Raw genomic sequence first — 16,655 nt, forward strand, 5'->3', positions numbered from 1 at the left:
ACCAAATTAACAACAGCCTTATATTTATCGTTTCCGATTCTGGCATTTTGTTAACATTGGTTCAGTACTACAAATTTCCGGTTTTTTGATCGGCTTACCAAATTGAAATCAACCGCACAATAAAAAGCACCCGGACAGGCGAGCTATCCGGGTGCTTTGCAACTTTGCTTAATTATTTATCTCTGGTCAAAACTTCGTCAATCAGACCGTACTCTTTCGCTTCATCGGCTTTCAACCATTTGTCACGATCCGAATCCAAAGCTATCTGCTCGGGTGTCTGCCCGGTATGTTTTGCAAGGATTTCATACAATTCGTGGCGCAGCTTTACAATTTCGCGCGTCGTGATCTCGATATCAACCGAAGTCCCTTGTGCGCCACCCGAAGGCTGATGGATCATTACTCGTGCATGCGGTAATGCAGCCCTTTTCCCGGCAGCTCCACCTGCCAGCAATACAGCGCCCATCGAGGCTGCGAGGCTGGTACATACCGTCGCTACATCAGGTCTTACATATTGCATGGTGTCGTAAATTCCCAATCCAGCGTATACAGATCCGCCGGGACTGTTGATATACATCAGAATATCCTTTTTAGGGTCAGCAGATTCGAGGAACAATAGCTGCGCCACAATGATGTTCGCAATATTGTCGTCCACTCCCGTTCCCATGAATATAATGCGGTCAGCCATCAAACGGGAGAAAACATCCACTTCGCGGAAGTTCATCGGGCGCTCTTCGATCACTGAGCGTGTCATATTTTCAACTGTGTGGTTCATGTAACCGTCCACCGTAAGGCCGTTCATTCCAAGGTGGTGGACAGCATATTTTCTAAATTCATTTCCTTGATTCATCGATCAACTAAATTTTAATTGGATTTATATTTAAAGGGCTAAATGCTTAACAGAACAAAAAGCAATATATGTTAGTTTCTGTATAAATACCTGCCTGCCGACTAATTCGGTTGTTGCAAATTTGACTATTTCGTTGAATAATCCTTGTCAATTGTTGCGATAATTTGTCGGAATTTGCGAGGAGCAGATATTAATAACGTTAGCTACATTGCATTGTAACGATTTTGAAAAAGATAAATACAGCGACTATGAGCGCAGCATCTAACTTATCCGAAAAGATCCGCCTGATCAGATTGCAAAAAGGCCTTTCTCAGGAAAATATGGCTGATATGCTCGGCCTATCCACCACAGCTTACGGCGACCTGGAAAGAGGAAGAACTGAATTATCCGTTTCAAGGCTCGAAAATATTGCCAAGTTACTCGATGTGCCTTTGCAGGAAATGCTGGGCTTCGATTCGGTATCCATGTCCGAAACAGACTGGCTGCGTCAGGAAAATACGCGTCTGCTGGCAGAGAACCGGAGGATCCAGAACGAGCTGGATCAGTGGAAGCTGAAATTCAGGCAGTGGTTTGGCGAAGGAATTGTTCGGGAGCTGGGACAACAACGCGAGCGGATCGGCTTTAAATAAAAACACTGGCCCGCACATGGCGCCCCGAATTTCGGACGTCCTGTGCGGGCCAGTAAAAAATATTCAATGCAAACTAAAATCAGGCAGCTACTTCTTCGCCTTTCGCCAGTTTCTCGAATTCACTTACTTCGATCGTTTGCTCGTCGGTACTAACCTGGTTGCGGATGATATCCAAAACTTTGTTATCAAATACCTGATTGAAAATGCTGGTATAGTTATCGCGTTCTTTGTCAGCCAAATAGCCTTGTGCTACGCGATCAATTGTTTCTTTCATATTATCGTCGTCACCGTAGATGCCAAACTGACCTTTTACCATATTGCGGGTAAATTCAAGGATCTCAGGATATTCAACTTTAACGCTTTCTTTGTCGGCTACCCTATTTTTGATCAGGCTCAGCTTCAATGATTTTTTGAAATCCTCAAACTGCTCTTCGATCTGCTCGCGGGTGAATTTTCCTTCGTTAGAACGTTCCAGCCATTCTTTCAGAAATTCTTCAGGAACATCAATTGCGATATTATCAAGCAATGCAAATTCGATATCGCGACGAAGCAACGCTTCAGTTTCGCGCTCGTAGTTACCTTTGATGATCTCGAGAACTTTTTCTTTGAACTGCTCTTCGCCTTCGGCTTGTCCCGGTCCTAATACTTTATCAAAAAACTCCTGGTTCAATTCAGCCGGTGCCTGGCGGGTGATATCTTCAACAGTCAGAACAAAATCGCCCGAAAGCGTTCCGATATCTTCCTTTTTCTTGCCGGTAACGTGTGCAATCGCCGATTCGTCAGTGAACGTATCCTGAATATCGAAAGTGATCACGTCGTCTTTTTTCACTCCGACAAATTTCGCAACTGCTTCCTCCTTCACTTGTTTCGTAGGAATCGCAGTGCGGGTAGTGAATTCGCTTGACTCTTGTTTCAGTTCACCAAAAATCATATCGCCGGCTTCACTTACGTCCGGATGAATGCTGTCGGCAAAGCGCTCGCGCAGACTGTCCAAAGTTTTTACCAGTTCATTATCATCGACATTGATCGTATATCTTTTTACTGCTGGCAGTTCTGAAAGATTTACTTCAAAATCGGATGCAACGCCCAGATCATAGCTGAATTCAAATTCGCTGGCAGTATCCCAGTTCACCGCAGCCGCTTTATCGCGATCAGGTACAGGGTCACCTACAACCTGCAGTTTATTTTCTCTGATATAGTTGCTAACTGCAGTGCTCAGCAGGTTGTTAACTTCGTCAACCAGAATGCTTTTTCCATACATACGCTGGATCACGTGGGAAGGGACCTTTCCGGGGCGGAACCCTTTCAGGTTTACCTTTTTCGAATAGTCCTTTATTGTCTTATCAACCTTAGGCTGGTAATCTTCTTTGGTTAACGTTACTTTCAATGAAGCCAACGTTGGTGAGCTTTTTTCTAACAGAACTTCCATATTTCGCTTATGCTAATGGTAACACCTTGGGTATAAAACAGAATTGAAAAATAAAAATGCCCTCAAAACGAAGTCCTGAGGGCATTTGACGGGTCTTACTACGGAGCAGCACATTTTTCTAAATGGGATAGGAATCTGATGCCCCGTCATTCCCTTGTAATCGTACGGGCGGAGGGAATCGAACCCCCACGCCTTGCGGCACTAGATCCTAAGTCTAGCACGTCTACCAGTTCCGCCACGCCCGCTCACTCTTCCAGCTTCAATAAGGGTTAGTATTGCTGCCCTTTCTCGAATTGGGAGTGCAAAGGTATTTCTATTTTTTAGATAGATGCAAGCTTTTTTGAAAATTTTATCTTTTGGTAACAGGATATTGAAAAATGTCGCCGGAATTTGTTATTTTGGTGAAGGATACCAATAACAAAACAGCAGTGGAGCAACTCGTTGAGGCCCTCAATATAGATCTTGAACAGGAGCGGAAGGATATTCTTAAAAAATATCGGAGGTTATTACGTACAGCCAAGCCATTCTTAAAGGACAATGATGCCAAATTGATCAAAAAGGCATTCTACACCTCTGTCGAGGCGCACAAGGATATGCGCCGGCGATCGGGGGAACCTTACATTTACCACCCGCTTGCGGTAGCACAAATTGTCGTTGAGGAGATCGGTTTAGGTACAACCGGCATTGTGGCGGCGTTGCTGCATGATGTGGTGGAGGATACCGATATGCGGATCGAAGATATTGAGCGGCTTTTTGGTAAAAAAGTCGCGAAGATCATCGACGGGCTTACCAAAATCTCCGGCAGGTTCGAATACGGATCTTCCCAGCAGGCGGAAAATTTCCGTAAAATGCTGCTTACGTTGTCGGATGATGTGCGGGTAATTCTGGTCAAATTAGCTGACAGGCTGCATAATATGCGGACGCTCGACAGTATGCCGCGCGACAAGCAGCTCAAAATAGCTTCTGAAACGATATTTATCTACGCGCCACTCGCGCACAGGCTCGGGCTTTACAGCATTAAATCCGAGCTGGAAGAACTGTACCTCAAATACACTGAGCCGCAGGAGTACCGGGCAATCGCCAGGAAACTGAGAGAAACGAAAGGCATCCGTGATCGCTTTATCGCCAAATTCATGGAGCCGATCGCGCAGGACCTGGAATCCGCCGGTTTGAATTTCATCCTCAAAGGCCGCCCCAAATCGATTTATTCGATCTGGAATAAAATGCGCAAGCAGAGTAAGCCTTTTGAAGAAATTTATGACCTGTTTGCCATTCGCATCGTACTCGAATCTTCGGCTGAAAATGACCGAGAGAAGGCGATTTGCTGGCAGGCATATTCTATTGTAACTGACCATTATAAACCCAACCCTGATCGGTTAAAAGATTTTTTGAGTACGCCGCGTGCAAATGGTTACCAGTCACTACACTCGACGGTCATGAGCAAAAGCGGACAGTGGGTGGAGGTGCAGATCCGTACGACACGCATGGACGAGATTGCCGAAAAGGGATATGCGGCACACTGGAAATATAAGGGCAACGATACCAAAGTCCGCGGCAATATCGAACAATGGATCACGCAGGTGCGCGAGACGCTCGAAAATGGTTTTGGCGACAAAACAGCCGCTATTGAGTTCCTGGACGAATTCAGGAGCAACTTGTTTAATGAAGAAGTTTTTGTTTTTACACCAAAAGGAGAACTGAAAGTATTGCAAAGTGGCGCTACCGCGCTCGACTTTGCATTCGATATTCACTCGGAAGTGGGCGCGCATTGTATGGCGGCGAAAGTGGGCGGGATATTGGTGCCGATCAGCTACGTGCTCAATAATGGCGACCAGATTGAAATCATTACTTCCGGCAAGCAAAAACCCAATGAAGATTGGCTGCGTATCGTAGTTACGTCGAAAGCGAGGGCACGGATCAAGGATTTTCTCAAAGAAGATAACCGTCGCTACGAAACCGACGGGCGCCAGATGGTCGAGAAGAAACTCAAAATCCTGGGTATCGATCTGACCGCTGAGGTAGTGAATCAGCTGCGCGCCTTTTTTGAATGTAAAACTTCAACCGATTTCTTCTACCGGATCGGAAAAGGTTATATTCAGCTCGATGAATTGAAGAGATTCAAGAGAGATAAGGAAACCAAAGAGCGCAAGATCGCTGATGCCGTCAGTAATAATACACCTCCCGGGAATGGTACCAACGATGGTAAAACGTTTACCAAATTCCTGAAACAAATACACGGCGACCGCGCCGACAGCGATACGCTGCTTATTGGCGACGATATGGACAAGATCGACTACAAGCTGGCTGCCTGCTGTAACCCGATCGCAGGAGACGACGTTTTTGGCTTTGTAACGATCAACGAGGGGATCAAAATTCATAGAACGACCTGTCCGAATGCCGCCGAGCTCATGTCTAAGCACGGTAACAGGATTATTAAGGCGAAATGGGAATTGAACAAGGATGAGGCGTTTCTGGCCGGACTGTATTTGTCAGGCACCGACCGCGTGGGATTGGTAAATGACGTGACAAGGATTATCTCTAACGAGCTGCATATCAACATGCGAGGGCTCACGATCGATACTAAAGACGGTGTTTTCAATGGAGATATCAAGCTCTATGTACAGGATACCCGACATTTGGATATTCTCATAAATAAACTCGAACAGGTGGAGGGAGTTTATAATGTTCAGCGCTTCGACACCAACCTCAGTCACACTTAATTGGGTGAACCATTATCAATATGCAGTGTTATTAAATCTGGTTGGTCGTGCTATTGTTAAATTGCCTTACTAACTATGATTTACTGTAAAAAAGCGTATTTTCGCGCAAGAATATCACAGATATGCCACAAGCCAGCAAACCAAATTTCGAAGCCGCCAAGAAGATTCTGACGGCTTACCTGGAAAATAAAGGACTTCGTAAAACACCTGAGCGTTTTGCGATATTGGAAGAGATCTACACCAGGGAAGATCATTTTGACGTCGATGAGCTTTATATCAGCATGAAGAACAAGCGCTATCGTGTCAGCCGCGCTACTGTTTATAATACCCTGGATGTTTTGGTAGATTGTGACCTTGTAACCAAGCATCAGTTTGGTAAAAACCTGGCGCAGTTTGAAAAATCATACGGTAATAAACAGCACGATCACCTGATCTGCACCGATTGCCATAAAGTGATGGAATTCTGTGACCCAAGGATCCAGTCCATTCAGAATATGGTGGGAGAAATGCTCAATTTCAGTGTAATGCACCACTCCCTGATTTTTTACGGCAATTGTACAAAAGAGAATTGCCAGAACCGAAATGAAATGCCACGGCAAACTTCGGCAGCCTACGAAGACAGATAATCACATTGCTATTGGGCAGCAGGTTGTCCTGCTGCCCGCCTGTACAATATTAGTTTCAGTAATCAAAAATTGAATGAAAGTTGACGTACTACTTGGGCTCCAGTGGGGAGACGAGGGAAAAGGTAAAATTGTGGACGTTTTGGCGCCACGATATCAGGTTGTAGCCCGGTTTCAGGGCGGCCCAAATGCCGGACACACCTTGGAATTTGACGGTATCAAACATGTTTTGCACCAAATTCCATCCGGGATTTTCCGTAGCGATATACAGAATATCATCGGAAACGGCGTCGTGCTGGATCCAATCGTTTTCAGAAGAGAAATTGAGAATCTAGGTAAATACAATCTGGACCTGATCAGCAATCTGTATGTTTCCAAAAAAGCATCCATCATTGTGCCCACACACTCCCTGCTCGACGCTGCTTACGAAAAGTCGAAAGGCGATTCAAAGATAGGCTCAACTTTAAGAGGGATTGGCCCGGCTTACCAGGATAAAACTGCAAGACTTGGTCTACGGGTAGGAGATGTACTTTCCCCAAATTTTGCCCAGAAATACAAAAAACTGGTTGATGCCCACAAAGTCATTCTCGATTTTTATCAATTCGATTACGCCGAAGCACTGCCAAAAGCAGAAGAGAATTTCTTTGCAGCCATTGAATTCATGAAGCAGTTTACATTGGTCAACAGCGAGTACCTGGTGAACGATGCATTGACACAAAACAAAACAGTTCTGGCAGAAGGTGCACAGGGTTCATTGCTGGATATTGATTTTGGTTCGTATCCTTTCGTAACCAGTTCTACTACCATGACAGCCGGTGCCTGCACAGGTCTTGGTATTGCTCCAAAGCAAATAGGAGAGGTTTTTGGTATTTTCAAAGCATATTGTACACGTGTCGGAAGCGGCCCGTTTCCTACTGAGTTATCTGACGAAGTGGGCGAAAAAATGCGTCAGGAAGGTCGGGAGTTCGGTGCTACTACTGGTCGCCCGCGCCGCTGCGGCTGGCTAGATCTGCCTGCATTGAAATATGCGATCATGATCAACGGAGTTACGCAGCTGATCATGATGAAAGTGGATGTGCTGACGATCTTTGATTCGATCAAAGTTTGTACGCAATACAAGCTGGCCGACGGGAAGTTGACCGAACAACTTCCTTACGACCTCTGCGACGAGTCGGTTGAGCCTGTTTATAAAGAATTTAAGGGCTGGCAGCAGTCGCTGGATGGTATTCACGATTTCGACGCCATTCCGGAAGAGCTCCTGGCTTATGTGAAGTTTTTGGAAGAGGAATTAAAACTGCCGATCACTTTCATTTCTACTGGTCCCGATCGTGAAGCGTTGATCAGTCGCGAACCATCAGCATTGTCGGTTTAAAATAGTATATTACGAAGACGCCGTCACTGACTCAGTTCAGTGGCGGCGTTTGCCGTTGTTGGTGTTGTCACCAACAACCTGGCACGACGCTTTGTCGCACGTTGCCGGTGACAACACCGGCAAAGGCTTACGCCAGCAAGTTCAATACATCTTACCGGCTCAGCGATTTGATAAATCCTTCTTCGTTAGAAATAAGAGCATCGGCGAGTTGCTTTTTAGTCCGCTGCAAAGCAAGGGTCTTCCGGCAGGACGCCAACTTGAGCGATTCCTGTGACAATACCGGCATGGTAAAAACTTTTGTTACTTGAAACATCACGCGGCGCAATTGAATTTGCTTTTGAGGCGGGAGTGGAATATGCGGTCAGAGTGGGTTTTAGAGGGAGTCGTAGAGTCAAGATTGTGAAGGTAAAGTTAGTGTTGGAGTAAGATTACCTTACTTGGTCCAATGAGAAGTGTCGCTCTCAACGCTTTTTACCAGTTCTTCAAAATCAATAGTTTCGTTTTCAAGTATTTGAATCAGGGTCTTAGGACCTTTTAGTTTATTAATTAGGAAAAGTTTTTTCTGAATATTAATGCCTGGCCTTCGATGGCCAAAGAATCGGTCAAATGCACCTATTTTTATTAGGGCGGCCAGCACTATGTCCCGCTCTACATAGTCGTACTGGGTAAACTTGAGCTCTTGAACGAGGCTATCAAGGTAAAAAGGGTTTTTTGAGTTAGCCATGAAGTTCACAACTTGTCTTCTACCATTAGGCACTTGTAATTTTCTTAGTGTTAGAAGTAGAGCTACGACAAGCGGCGGCTTAGCATACGTTAGTAATCGCTGTATAACCCCTAGCCGTTGTCTGGGGCTTTTAGTTGACAGCTCCTTAATTATTTTCTCGTTGTCTTTCACCTTAAATCGCTAAGTAATACAATATTGGAAGTCTTTTGCCGATAATTAGCAAAGAAACTGCTATGCGGCAACAGGCGCTTATCATTAGGTCTTTAGATAGCAATGCAACTTGCTAAGCGATAAATCGAGCCGGTGGCGAAATGGACTACGCAGTTTTGGAATTCAATATATAATTTACGTCACCTACAAGATTACGCGGCTCAGTTGAATTTACTGTTGAGGCAGGAGTGGAATATGCAGTCCGAGTGAATATGGGCAAGAGGAACAACTCAGCATGATGCATAGCGCTTGTTGAGAACACCAGCATTGGCGCAACCGGTGACAACACCGGCAAAGGCTTACGCCAGCAAGTTCAATACATCTTCCCGGCTCAGCGATTTGATAAATCCTTCTTCGTTAGAAATAAGATCATCGGCGAGTTGCTTTTTAGTCCGCTGCAAAGCAAGGATCTTCTCTTCCACCGAATTTTTCGTAATAAACTTATAGGTAAATACCGTGCGATCCTGGCCGATCCGGTGTGCGCGATCCACGGCCTGGGCTTCGATAGCAGGATTCCACCAGGGATCGAGAATGAATACATAGTCGGCTGCGGTCAGGTTGAGGCCCAATCCACCTGCTTTTAAGGAGATCAAAAATATCTTAATGTCTTCCCGACCCTGGAAAGTCTCTACCTGCTCCTGTCGGTCTTTGGTTGATCCGTCGAGATAGGCGTACTTGGTTTGATTCTCGTCTAGGTAGTGTCTGAATAGATCCAGATGCTTGATATACTGGCTGAAAATCAATATTTTATGATCTTCACTCATGACAGTCTGCATCTTGTGCAGTATATCTTCAAACTTCCCTGAGCCAAACTGATATTCCGGATCGACCATTACAGGGTGATTTGCGAGCTGGCGCAGCTTGGTCAGACCTTGCAGCACTACGAGTTGAGATCTTGAAATGCCTTCTTTGTCAATACTTTGCAGGATCAGATTGCGATAATATGCCTTCGCTTCTTCATAAGCTTTCTCCTGTTCGTCCGACATATCGCAATACTGAACGCTTTCCACTTTCTCCGGCAGATCAGTCGCAACCTGCGATTTTAATCTTCTCAAAATGAATGGTTTGATCAGATTATAAAGCCGTTTTGTCTTTTCCTCGTCACCCTTTTTTTCGATAGGTATTTGAAATTCGTCCCTGAAAAAGGTCTGATTACCTAGTAAGCCGGGGTTCACAAATGTCATTTGCGACCAAAGATCCAGGGTATTATTCTCCACCGGCGTACCTGTCAATACCAGCCTGTGCGTGGAATTGAGCTTCCGGACTGCCTTTGTGATTATTGAGGCAGGATTTTTAATAGCCTGCGATTCATCAAGGATAACATAATTAAACCGGTAATTTTCAATGATATCAATATCCAGCCGCACAATTCCGTAGGATGTCAGGATCAGATCGTACTGATCAAATTGAGAAGTATCTTTCTCGCGGTTTGTGCCCGTGTAAAGCAGCACTTTCAGGTCGGGCGTAAAACGTTTTGCTTCCAGCTGCCAGTTGTAGAGCAGCGAGGTCGGCATGATGAGCATCGACGGACTGCCGGTGCCATTTTCCTTCTCAGATTGCAGCAATGCCAGCGTCTGTACCGTTTTTCCCAAACCCATATCATCTGCCAGACAACCCCCAAGACGATATTGTTTGAGAAATTGCAGCCAGTCGTAACCCGTTTTCTGATAGGGGCGCAGCGTGCCTTTGAAATTCACCGGAGGAACTACCGGCTCGATCTGCTGAAAATTGCGCAGGTTTTCCAGTTTCCGGCTGATCACCGCAGTCGCCAGGTTTTCTTCCTGCAACTCCTGGACCAGCGCGAGGTGGTGCATCCTGAGGCGGAATGCATCGTCGTGCCCCGAATGTTCGGTAAATGAAAAGAATTCGGAATATTTGGTAAACCACCACTCGGGAATGACCGCCACTTCACCGTTTGGAAGCAGGAATTCCTTTTTACGATTTAAAATGTAGTTCCTGAGCTCGATAAAAGGAATTTCAAATTCCCCGAACCTGACTTTTGCATTGATATCAAACCAATCCCGCCCTTCCTGAATGGAAATATCCAGCGAAGAATAACCCAGAAAATAGCGTTTGCTGTCGCTGGTGTTCTGACGAACGATGATTCCGTTTTCGGCCAGCATGTTAGCATTGCTTTGCAGCCAGCCGAAAGCTTGAGATTTTGGCATCTGCAGTTTCCCGCTCCGCATATTCAAGCCCCATTCTTTCAGCATTCGTACATTTTCACCTTCCACATCTATGCTGCGCCTTACCTTATTGAAAAAGTAGTCATTCCCCCTTTTTTCCATATGAACACTGGAAGGGTGCGCAAAGCTGTCATAGTGAAAGGAAAAACCTGCATATTGAAACGACAGGTCAAAGGCGACATCATTATCTTCTTCTTCCAGCACTTCCACATCTTCCGAATCCTGAAAAAGCACAGCCGCTTTTTTAGGTGTAGAAGAAAATTCCGAGATCGTCAGAATGGTCTTTGGCGAAGACGATACGTTCCGGATTTCGAAACCCCTTGCTACCACATTGTAAGAAGCGATCAGCGGGGCCACAAAGCGACCGTAGTATTGCTCCTCCACCTGACCGGGTATCGCAATGAATTTTTTATTCAAAAACGGCTTAATCTTCTTACCGTCGACATTACCCTCAAAACTATACAAATGTCCGTCGACGATCAGCCATGCCGGATCTTCGCAGATCAGGAATGCGTTTTTATACTGAAATTCAAGCTTTTGATATTTATACCTGATGGTAGGGAAATAGTGGGTATTATCCTCATTTCTAACGAAATGGAAGCGAATAGAGGCTTTCTCAGGCTCGACTTCGACGCGTTTCCATAGCGGGTTACCATCGCTTCCCATGATGAAAATATCCTTTCCGGAGAGCTTTTCAAGTATCCTTGCCTTGCAGTTCTCGAGGTAACCTGCAATCGCTTCCTGTATTAATTTGTCACCTTTCTGAGGGTCATATACTTTAAGGAAAAAGTCAACAGCGCTTAATTTTTTGGTATTGAATTTCCGCAAAACCAGGTCCTGCTGAATATCGTCGATCAGCTTCACAAGTTCAATATCCCGGCTATCAAGCCCGCTCCTGAATTCTTTTACATTTTTTGAAGAGATATTCTGGATCTGAAACGTAAATTCTCCCTGGACATTCAGCTGAACGGCGAATGATTCAAAAATATACCCCAAATACTCATGGTTCAGAATTGAATATACAATCTTGAATGGCTCAGAGGGAGATACTTTCATTATCTGATTTGCTGCTAATAGTAAGTGTTGACGAAAAGCTGATCAAGGTTTGGAATAACCTCTTTGGGATATTGATAAACTTCAAATATAGATTAATTCGTCCCTAAATAAAAGACTTACCGGCAAGCGCGGCGGATATTTTTGTAGAAAAAGTTGGCTGTCTTTTAGAATAAAATCGCGCTGCCGGCCGCCTGCTCCACAGGCCGCATCGATCCGCATATCAAGCCGTTCCGACCACATTTTTCAGGCTTTTACACCAAATATGAATTGTGGCTTTTTGATGCGTTTAATATGCTGAGTTTTAAGATAGTATTTAAAATGCAAAACGATCATGGCAAGCGGCGGGCACATTTCCGGAAAACAATTTTTCAAAACCATTCGGACGGAATTCCGCAAGTTCGTTGACCGTGGTTTTGACTGGATCGCGCTCGTTGTCATCACTATGATCATTTTGCTGACCCTGGTACTATTTTAACCGACACTCACGAACCTGATTATGAAATCTTTTCTGAATTATCTGACATTCAGTTTATTACTTGTCGTTTGTTATTGCGTAAAGAAATATACCGTTCTGGCACAACCCCGCACAAAAACCGAGGTCAGTGGCAGGTTGCGGCATTTTGTCGGGCGCTTCTCCACGGAAGATAAGCCCGCCGCTATCTCCCCGTTGCAAATGAGCCTGCATTTCAGCGACAATTTTATCAAAGGTTCCTACCGTCATAGCAACTCGCAAAAAGAAGTCGAGCTCGTGGGCGCTTTGAACGGGGAAAATGAGCTGATCATAATTGAAACCTCAAACGGCAAAACCACAGGCGCATTCAAAGGAACATTCGAAAATGGAGACAACAGCCTCCTGCGGCTGACCGGCATCTGGAGCAGCGTTCAGAGTGACCACCTGCGCCCATTTTCTTTGCAGGAAGTCAGGTAGCATGCTTGCGAAAATACCTCCTGTCCAATGCGTATGCTTTTCAGGGTAAGCGCTTTAAGGATGAAGATACAGCCACTCAACAATTCCATTTATGAGGCATTTCAGGGTTTTCCTTCTGGTTTTGATAACCTGCATGAACACCATTGCCCAAATGCCGATCCTGACGCTGGAACACCTGACTACCAAAGAAGGGCTGCCTTCCAATGATATCTGGTGCATCACCAAGGACAAGCAGGGTTTTTTATGGATCGGCACCGGCCGAAATATCTGCCGGTACGACGGTTACCAATTTCTCCGGCTCGATAGTCTTTCGCTGGGCCTCTGCTCCGGAATCTCAACTGACTCAAAAGGAGATATTTATACATCGGTTGATACCAGGGGGATCGTGAAGATCGATATCAAAACCCTCGACGTAAAGACCGTCGCCCGTAATGATTATGACGATGCAGATCAGGGAAATGACCTGCACGAACAGGCAATGGTCGATTCTTTTGACCAGGTTTGGATTTGCGACTACACTTCCGTGAAACGCTATGATCCGGCCACGAAGAAAATTCATCGCTACACCTTCACTTCTGTACCGGGTGGAAACGTATACCAATATGCGAGCTTCTTTGAGGGGTCAGACAAAACCCTGTGGATCGTGTCAGAATTAGGCCTTTTCAAATATGACCGCAGGGTCGACAAGCTCATCTGTGTGTTGGGAGAGCGCGCTGATTTGCCTCAAAACCGCGTTCTCGTGAGGCTGAGCCGGGCTTCTGAAGACGCAGCCGGCAACCTTTGGATCGGTGGTTACGAATATGGACTGGTCCGTTTTTCACCGGCTGATCAGTCATTTGAGATCATTAAAAAGGGTTTTGAGCAAAATAGCGTGATCTGTGCGCGTGAATCGCGGGATGAAAATGGACGCAGGTTACTATTCATTGGAACAAACGATGGCATCAGCGTATTTTATCCTGATACTAAAAAACTCTATCATCTTCCTGAATTTTATAGTAACGGTATCAAAATCAAGGATATATACCATGATAAGGGAAATGGAATACTTTGGATCGGGACCAGCGCCGGCATTTACAAATACCGTTACCGCAATATCGGAATACGCACTGTTGTGATCCCGGCGAATATCGTCAGACTTCCTGTCCAGATCACGAATATCCAGTCGGGACCGGCGGGGAAATGGCTGCTTGGACTTTCACATTCCGGCGCACTTGAATGGACAGTATCTACGAATCAATTCCGGCACATTGCACTGCCTGTCGAAGCTAATGTGCAGCAGATCAGGTGGATAAATAGCCGCCCGTTTGCATTTACCGACAAAGGGATTTTTGCAGGCGATTTGGCCAAAGGAAAATTTGAGCGTTGGCAGCCTGCATTGACATTATTCAAAAACCAGGATTTCCGCGACGGGCTGGTTGACGGGAAAGGAAGGATTTGGATTGCCAGTCTGAATGAGGGATTGAAAGTAATAGACCCGACGAGCAATCGTGAGATCAGCCTCTGGGATAAAAAAGACGGTGCAGAGCTGACCCGTGAAAGCTATATTAAGTCCATCGTGGAAGGTAAAGATGGCAAAATATGGATCGCCAGCTGTTCCAGAGGGCTTTTCTTTTTTGACGAGAAAAGCAGAAAATTTACCAACATCGAAAAGCTGCCCGAAAATAGTGGACAAAAAATTGGGGGAGATTGTATAAATGGATTACAGGTCGCCGCCGACGGTTCTATTCTGATCGCCAGCTGGGGCGGGGTTTCTAAACTATCTGCGGGTGGCCGGATATTGAATACGTTTGAGTTTAACTCGGCTGCGCTGAAAGATACCTATTGCGCTAATATCGCCGAAACACCGGACGGTAATCTCTGGTTCAGTACCAACGAGGGTATCCACATTGCCAATCTAAAAACCGGCAGGATCAGGTACCTCACCACGATTGAAGGGCTTCGGAGCAATGCGCCTGTAGGTTTTTTTTATAGTCCTGAAAATGAGCTGCTGCTTGGTCATATCAATTCTTTTAATATACTGAATATCAGGCAGCTTAACAGGCATTCGACGAAGCCTCAGATTGTGCTGAGCACGGTAGAAGTGAAAGGGAAAACTTGGAAGCAGGATTTGGCCCGGGAGATCGTGCTGCATCCGGATGAAAATGCGGTTACTTTTAATTTTTCAACACTCAATTTCGAGCCGGCTTCCCAAAATCACTACACTTACCAGCTGGAAGGTTTTGACTCTGGCTGGATTGAGCTGGGCAACCAGAATACCATTTCATTCACCAATCTCCCTGCGCGGACTTACACCCTCCGCGTCAAGAGCAGCAATAGCTCAGGGGTAACAAGCGAAAAACCGCTGGTTGTCCTGTTGACCGTCAAGCCTTATTTTACAAATACCTGGTTTTTCAGGACACTCATTGGTCTGGCTATCGCAGCGCTGATCGTGGGTATGATGCGCTGGCGCGTGAATACGCTGGCGGAGCGCAATAAGCTCGACCTGCAAATCGCGGAATGGAGATTAAAAGCGCTTCAATCGCAAATGAACCCACATTTCTTGTTCAATTCTCTCAATTCGGTACAGAATTATCTGCTGACCAATCGCGGCGTGGAAGGCGCGAAGTACCTGTCGAAGTTCTCCAAGCTGGTCAGGCGGATCATGGAAAATTCGAACCACCAGTATTTGTCTTTCGAAAAAATCATTGACACGCTCAAAATGTATGTGGAGATCGAATCTTTCCGGTTCAACCACGAGTTTACCTACACGTTTGATATCGAAGAAAACGAAATGCTGCTCGACACCCAGCTGCCGCCCATGCTCCTGCAACCTTATGTTGAAAATGCAATATGGCACGGTCTGATGCCGAAAGAAGGGGAGAAAAAATTGAGCATTACGGCCGGGCTGCGGGATAAGCATATTGTTTGCACGATCGAGGACAATGGAGTAGGGAGGGAGTTTGCGCCGAGGTCGGAAGGACATATTTCCCGCGGACAGGAAATGACAAGAGGCATTTTTGATTCGCTGCGCAGAAAGGATAGCGATGCCAGTCTCGAACTGGTGGATCTTTTCGACGAGAATAACAAGCCCGCCGGAACGCGGGTAATCATGATAATTCCAATTACTAACGTTTGAAAAATGGATCAACCGCTACGCGCTTTAATTATTGATGACGAAACAAATGCCCGCGAGGCGCTCGCAAATCTGCTGCAGCTCATTTGCCCGGAAGTGGAGATCTGCGGGCAGGCCAGGAATGCCGACCAGGGGATCGGGCTGATCCGTGAAAAGAAGCCTGATCTGATATTCCTGGATATTCAAATGCCTGGGAAATCTGGTTTTGACCTGCTGGCGACCTTCGATAAGATCGATTTCGGGGTGATTTTTACAACAGCGTACCAGGAATACGCGATCCGCGCCTTTCGGTTCAGCGCCATTGATTATTTATTGAAACCCATTGACCCCGATGAATTGCAGGTAGCGGTTGCGAAATTTATGTCTAAAATGACGAAGGTAAATCCCCAGCAGATCCAGATTCTGCAGGAACATTTAGACCCTACTAAAAGTCCAAGGCTCATAGAGCGAAAACGCAATGAAAATCAGCGTATCGCGCTTCCCACTGCGGAGGGTATCCATTTTATCCAAATGACCGATATTATCCAGTGCGAGTCGCTGGGTTCCTATACCAAATTTCACCTGATCAAAGGTCCTTCTATTGTGGTATCCCGGTTATTAAAAGAATACGAAGAAATCCTGGACAACTACTATTTCTTCCGCGTTCATCAATCCAATATCATTAATCTGGAACATATTAAGCGGTACGTTAAAGGTGACGGCGGGCAGGTTTGGATGAGTAATAATACCGAAATTGAAGTTTCGCGCCGACGAAAAGAAGAGTTTTTGTCTTTGTTATCAGATTTTTACGTCAATTCAGGAAAGCTGAAATAAGCGGGA

The 16,655-nt window shown here is 45.6% G+C and carries 13 protein-coding genes and 1 tRNA gene; 8 read left to right on the plus strand and 6 right to left on the minus strand.

Going from position 1 to position 16,655, the window contains the following annotated elements; all coding sequences use genetic code 11:
- Positions 1-172: 172 nt before the first annotated feature.
- Positions 173-847, minus strand: coding sequence for a ClpP family protease (locus tag FXO21_RS14410; protein ID WP_149640726.1), 675 nt, complete (start codon positions 845-847; stop codon positions 173-175).
- A 248-nt stretch (positions 848-1,095) separates the two neighbouring features.
- Here FXO21_RS14410 and FXO21_RS14415 point away from each other — a divergent pair, with 248 nt between their 5' ends.
- Entirely contained in the window at positions 1,096-1,476 is a 381-nt protein-coding gene (locus tag FXO21_RS14415) for a helix-turn-helix transcriptional regulator (protein ID WP_149640727.1), read from the plus strand.
- A 79-nt stretch (positions 1,477-1,555) separates the two neighbouring features.
- On the opposite strand, the gene tig is transcribed toward FXO21_RS14415, so the two are convergent.
- Positions 1,556-2,905: a trigger factor gene (gene tig / locus FXO21_RS14420; RefSeq protein ID WP_149640728.1), complete on the minus strand. Its 1,350-nt coding sequence runs from the start codon at positions 2,903-2,905 to the stop codon at positions 1,556-1,558.
- A gap of 163 nt (positions 2,906-3,068) precedes the next feature.
- A tRNA-Leu gene (locus FXO21_RS14425) sits at positions 3,069-3,150 on the minus strand.
- Between the two features lie 132 nt (positions 3,151-3,282).
- On the opposite strand from FXO21_RS14425, the gene FXO21_RS14430 reads away from it, so the two are divergent.
- From FXO21_RS14430 to FXO21_RS14440, 3 genes are all read left to right on the plus strand, one after another.
- Positions 3,283-5,625, plus strand: a complete 2,343-nt coding sequence (locus tag FXO21_RS14430; RefSeq protein WP_225865691.1) for a RelA/SpoT family protein — start codon at positions 3,283-3,285, stop codon at positions 5,623-5,625.
- Between the two features lie 122 nt (positions 5,626-5,747).
- A complete protein-coding gene (locus FXO21_RS14435; RefSeq protein WP_149640729.1) occupies positions 5,748-6,251 on the plus strand; it encodes a Fur family transcriptional regulator in 504 nt (167 codons plus the stop codon).
- Between the two features lie 73 nt (positions 6,252-6,324).
- Positions 6,325-7,620: an adenylosuccinate synthase gene (locus FXO21_RS14440; protein WP_149640730.1), complete on the plus strand. Its 1,296-nt coding sequence runs from the start codon at positions 6,325-6,327 to the stop codon at positions 7,618-7,620.
- Between the two features lie 151 nt (positions 7,621-7,771).
- On the opposite strand, the gene FXO21_RS28770 is transcribed toward FXO21_RS14440, so the two are convergent.
- The 3 genes from FXO21_RS28770 to FXO21_RS14450 form a co-directional block, all read right to left on the minus strand.
- Positions 7,772-7,933 carry a hypothetical protein gene (locus tag FXO21_RS28770; protein ID WP_192579222.1) on the minus strand — a complete coding sequence of 54 codons (162 nt, stop codon included), beginning with the start codon at positions 7,931-7,933 and terminating at the stop codon, positions 7,772-7,774.
- Between the two features lie 120 nt (positions 7,934-8,053).
- Positions 8,054-8,515: a hypothetical protein gene (locus FXO21_RS14445; protein WP_149640731.1), complete on the minus strand. Its 462-nt coding sequence runs from the start codon at positions 8,513-8,515 to the stop codon at positions 8,054-8,056.
- Positions 8,516-8,853: 338 nt separating this feature from the next.
- Positions 8,854-11,796: a DEAD/DEAH box helicase gene (locus tag FXO21_RS14450; RefSeq protein ID WP_149640732.1), complete on the minus strand. Its 2,943-nt coding sequence runs from the start codon at positions 11,794-11,796 to the stop codon at positions 8,854-8,856.
- A gap of 331 nt (positions 11,797-12,127) precedes the next feature.
- Here FXO21_RS14450 and FXO21_RS28775 point away from each other — a divergent pair, with 331 nt between their 5' ends.
- The 4 genes from FXO21_RS28775 to FXO21_RS14465 all read left to right on the plus strand — a co-directional run bounded on the left by FXO21_RS28775 (position 12,128) and on the right by FXO21_RS14465 (position 16,649).
- Positions 12,128-12,271: a hypothetical protein gene (locus FXO21_RS28775; RefSeq protein ID WP_192579223.1), complete on the plus strand. Its 144-nt coding sequence runs from the start codon at positions 12,128-12,130 to the stop codon at positions 12,269-12,271.
- A gap of 21 nt (positions 12,272-12,292) precedes the next feature.
- Positions 12,293-12,724, plus strand: a complete 432-nt coding sequence (locus tag FXO21_RS14455; protein ID WP_149640733.1) for a hypothetical protein — start codon at positions 12,293-12,295, stop codon at positions 12,722-12,724.
- A 91-nt stretch (positions 12,725-12,815) separates the two neighbouring features.
- Positions 12,816-15,839, plus strand: a complete 3,024-nt coding sequence (locus FXO21_RS14460) for a two-component regulator propeller domain-containing protein (RefSeq protein ID WP_149640734.1) — start codon at positions 12,816-12,818, stop codon at positions 15,837-15,839.
- A 3-nt stretch (positions 15,840-15,842) separates the two neighbouring features.
- Positions 15,843-16,649, plus strand: a complete 807-nt coding sequence (locus tag FXO21_RS14465; protein WP_149640735.1) for a LytR/AlgR family response regulator transcription factor — start codon at positions 15,843-15,845, stop codon at positions 16,647-16,649.
- Positions 16,650-16,655 lie beyond the last annotated feature (6 nt).

It is taken from the genome of Dyadobacter sp. UC 10, assembly GCF_008369915.1.
Taxonomy (GTDB): domain Bacteria; phylum Bacteroidota; class Bacteroidia; order Cytophagales; family Spirosomataceae; genus Dyadobacter.

Bases quoted from the DNA above. Each gene is read 5' to 3' on its own strand.
- FXO21_RS14460 (WP_149640734.1), top strand. From the start codon at position 12,816: ATGAGGCATTTCAGGGTTTTCCTTCTGGTTTTGATAACCTGCATGAAC.
- FXO21_RS14465 (WP_149640735.1), top strand. From the start codon at position 15,843: ATGGATCAACCGCTACGCGCTTTAATTATTGATGACGAAACAAATGCC.
- FXO21_RS14440 (WP_149640730.1), top strand. From the start codon at position 6,325: ATGAAAGTTGACGTACTACTTGGGCTCCAGTGGGGAGACGAGGGAAAA.
- FXO21_RS14430 (WP_225865691.1), top strand. From the start codon at position 3,283: ATGTCGCCGGAATTTGTTATTTTGGTGAAGGATACCAATAACAAAACA.
- FXO21_RS14455 (WP_149640733.1), top strand. From the start codon at position 12,293: ATGAAATCTTTTCTGAATTATCTGACATTCAGTTTATTACTTGTCGTT.
- FXO21_RS28775 (WP_192579223.1), top strand. From the start codon at position 12,128: ATGGCAAGCGGCGGGCACATTTCCGGAAAACAATTTTTCAAAACCATT.
- FXO21_RS28770 (WP_192579222.1), bottom strand. From the start codon at position 7,933: ATGTTTCAAGTAACAAAAGTTTTTACCATGCCGGTATTGTCACAGGAA.
- FXO21_RS14450 (WP_149640732.1), bottom strand. From the start codon at position 11,796: ATGAAAGTATCTCCCTCTGAGCCATTCAAGATTGTATATTCAATTCTG.
- FXO21_RS14410 (WP_149640726.1), bottom strand. From the start codon at position 847: ATGAATCAAGGAAATGAATTTAGAAAATATGCTGTCCACCACCTTGGA.
- tig (WP_149640728.1), bottom strand. From the start codon at position 2,905: ATGGAAGTTCTGTTAGAAAAAAGCTCACCAACGTTGGCTTCATTGAAA.
- FXO21_RS14435 (WP_149640729.1), top strand. From the start codon at position 5,748: ATGCCACAAGCCAGCAAACCAAATTTCGAAGCCGCCAAGAAGATTCTG.
- FXO21_RS14415 (WP_149640727.1), top strand. From the start codon at position 1,096: ATGAGCGCAGCATCTAACTTATCCGAAAAGATCCGCCTGATCAGATTG.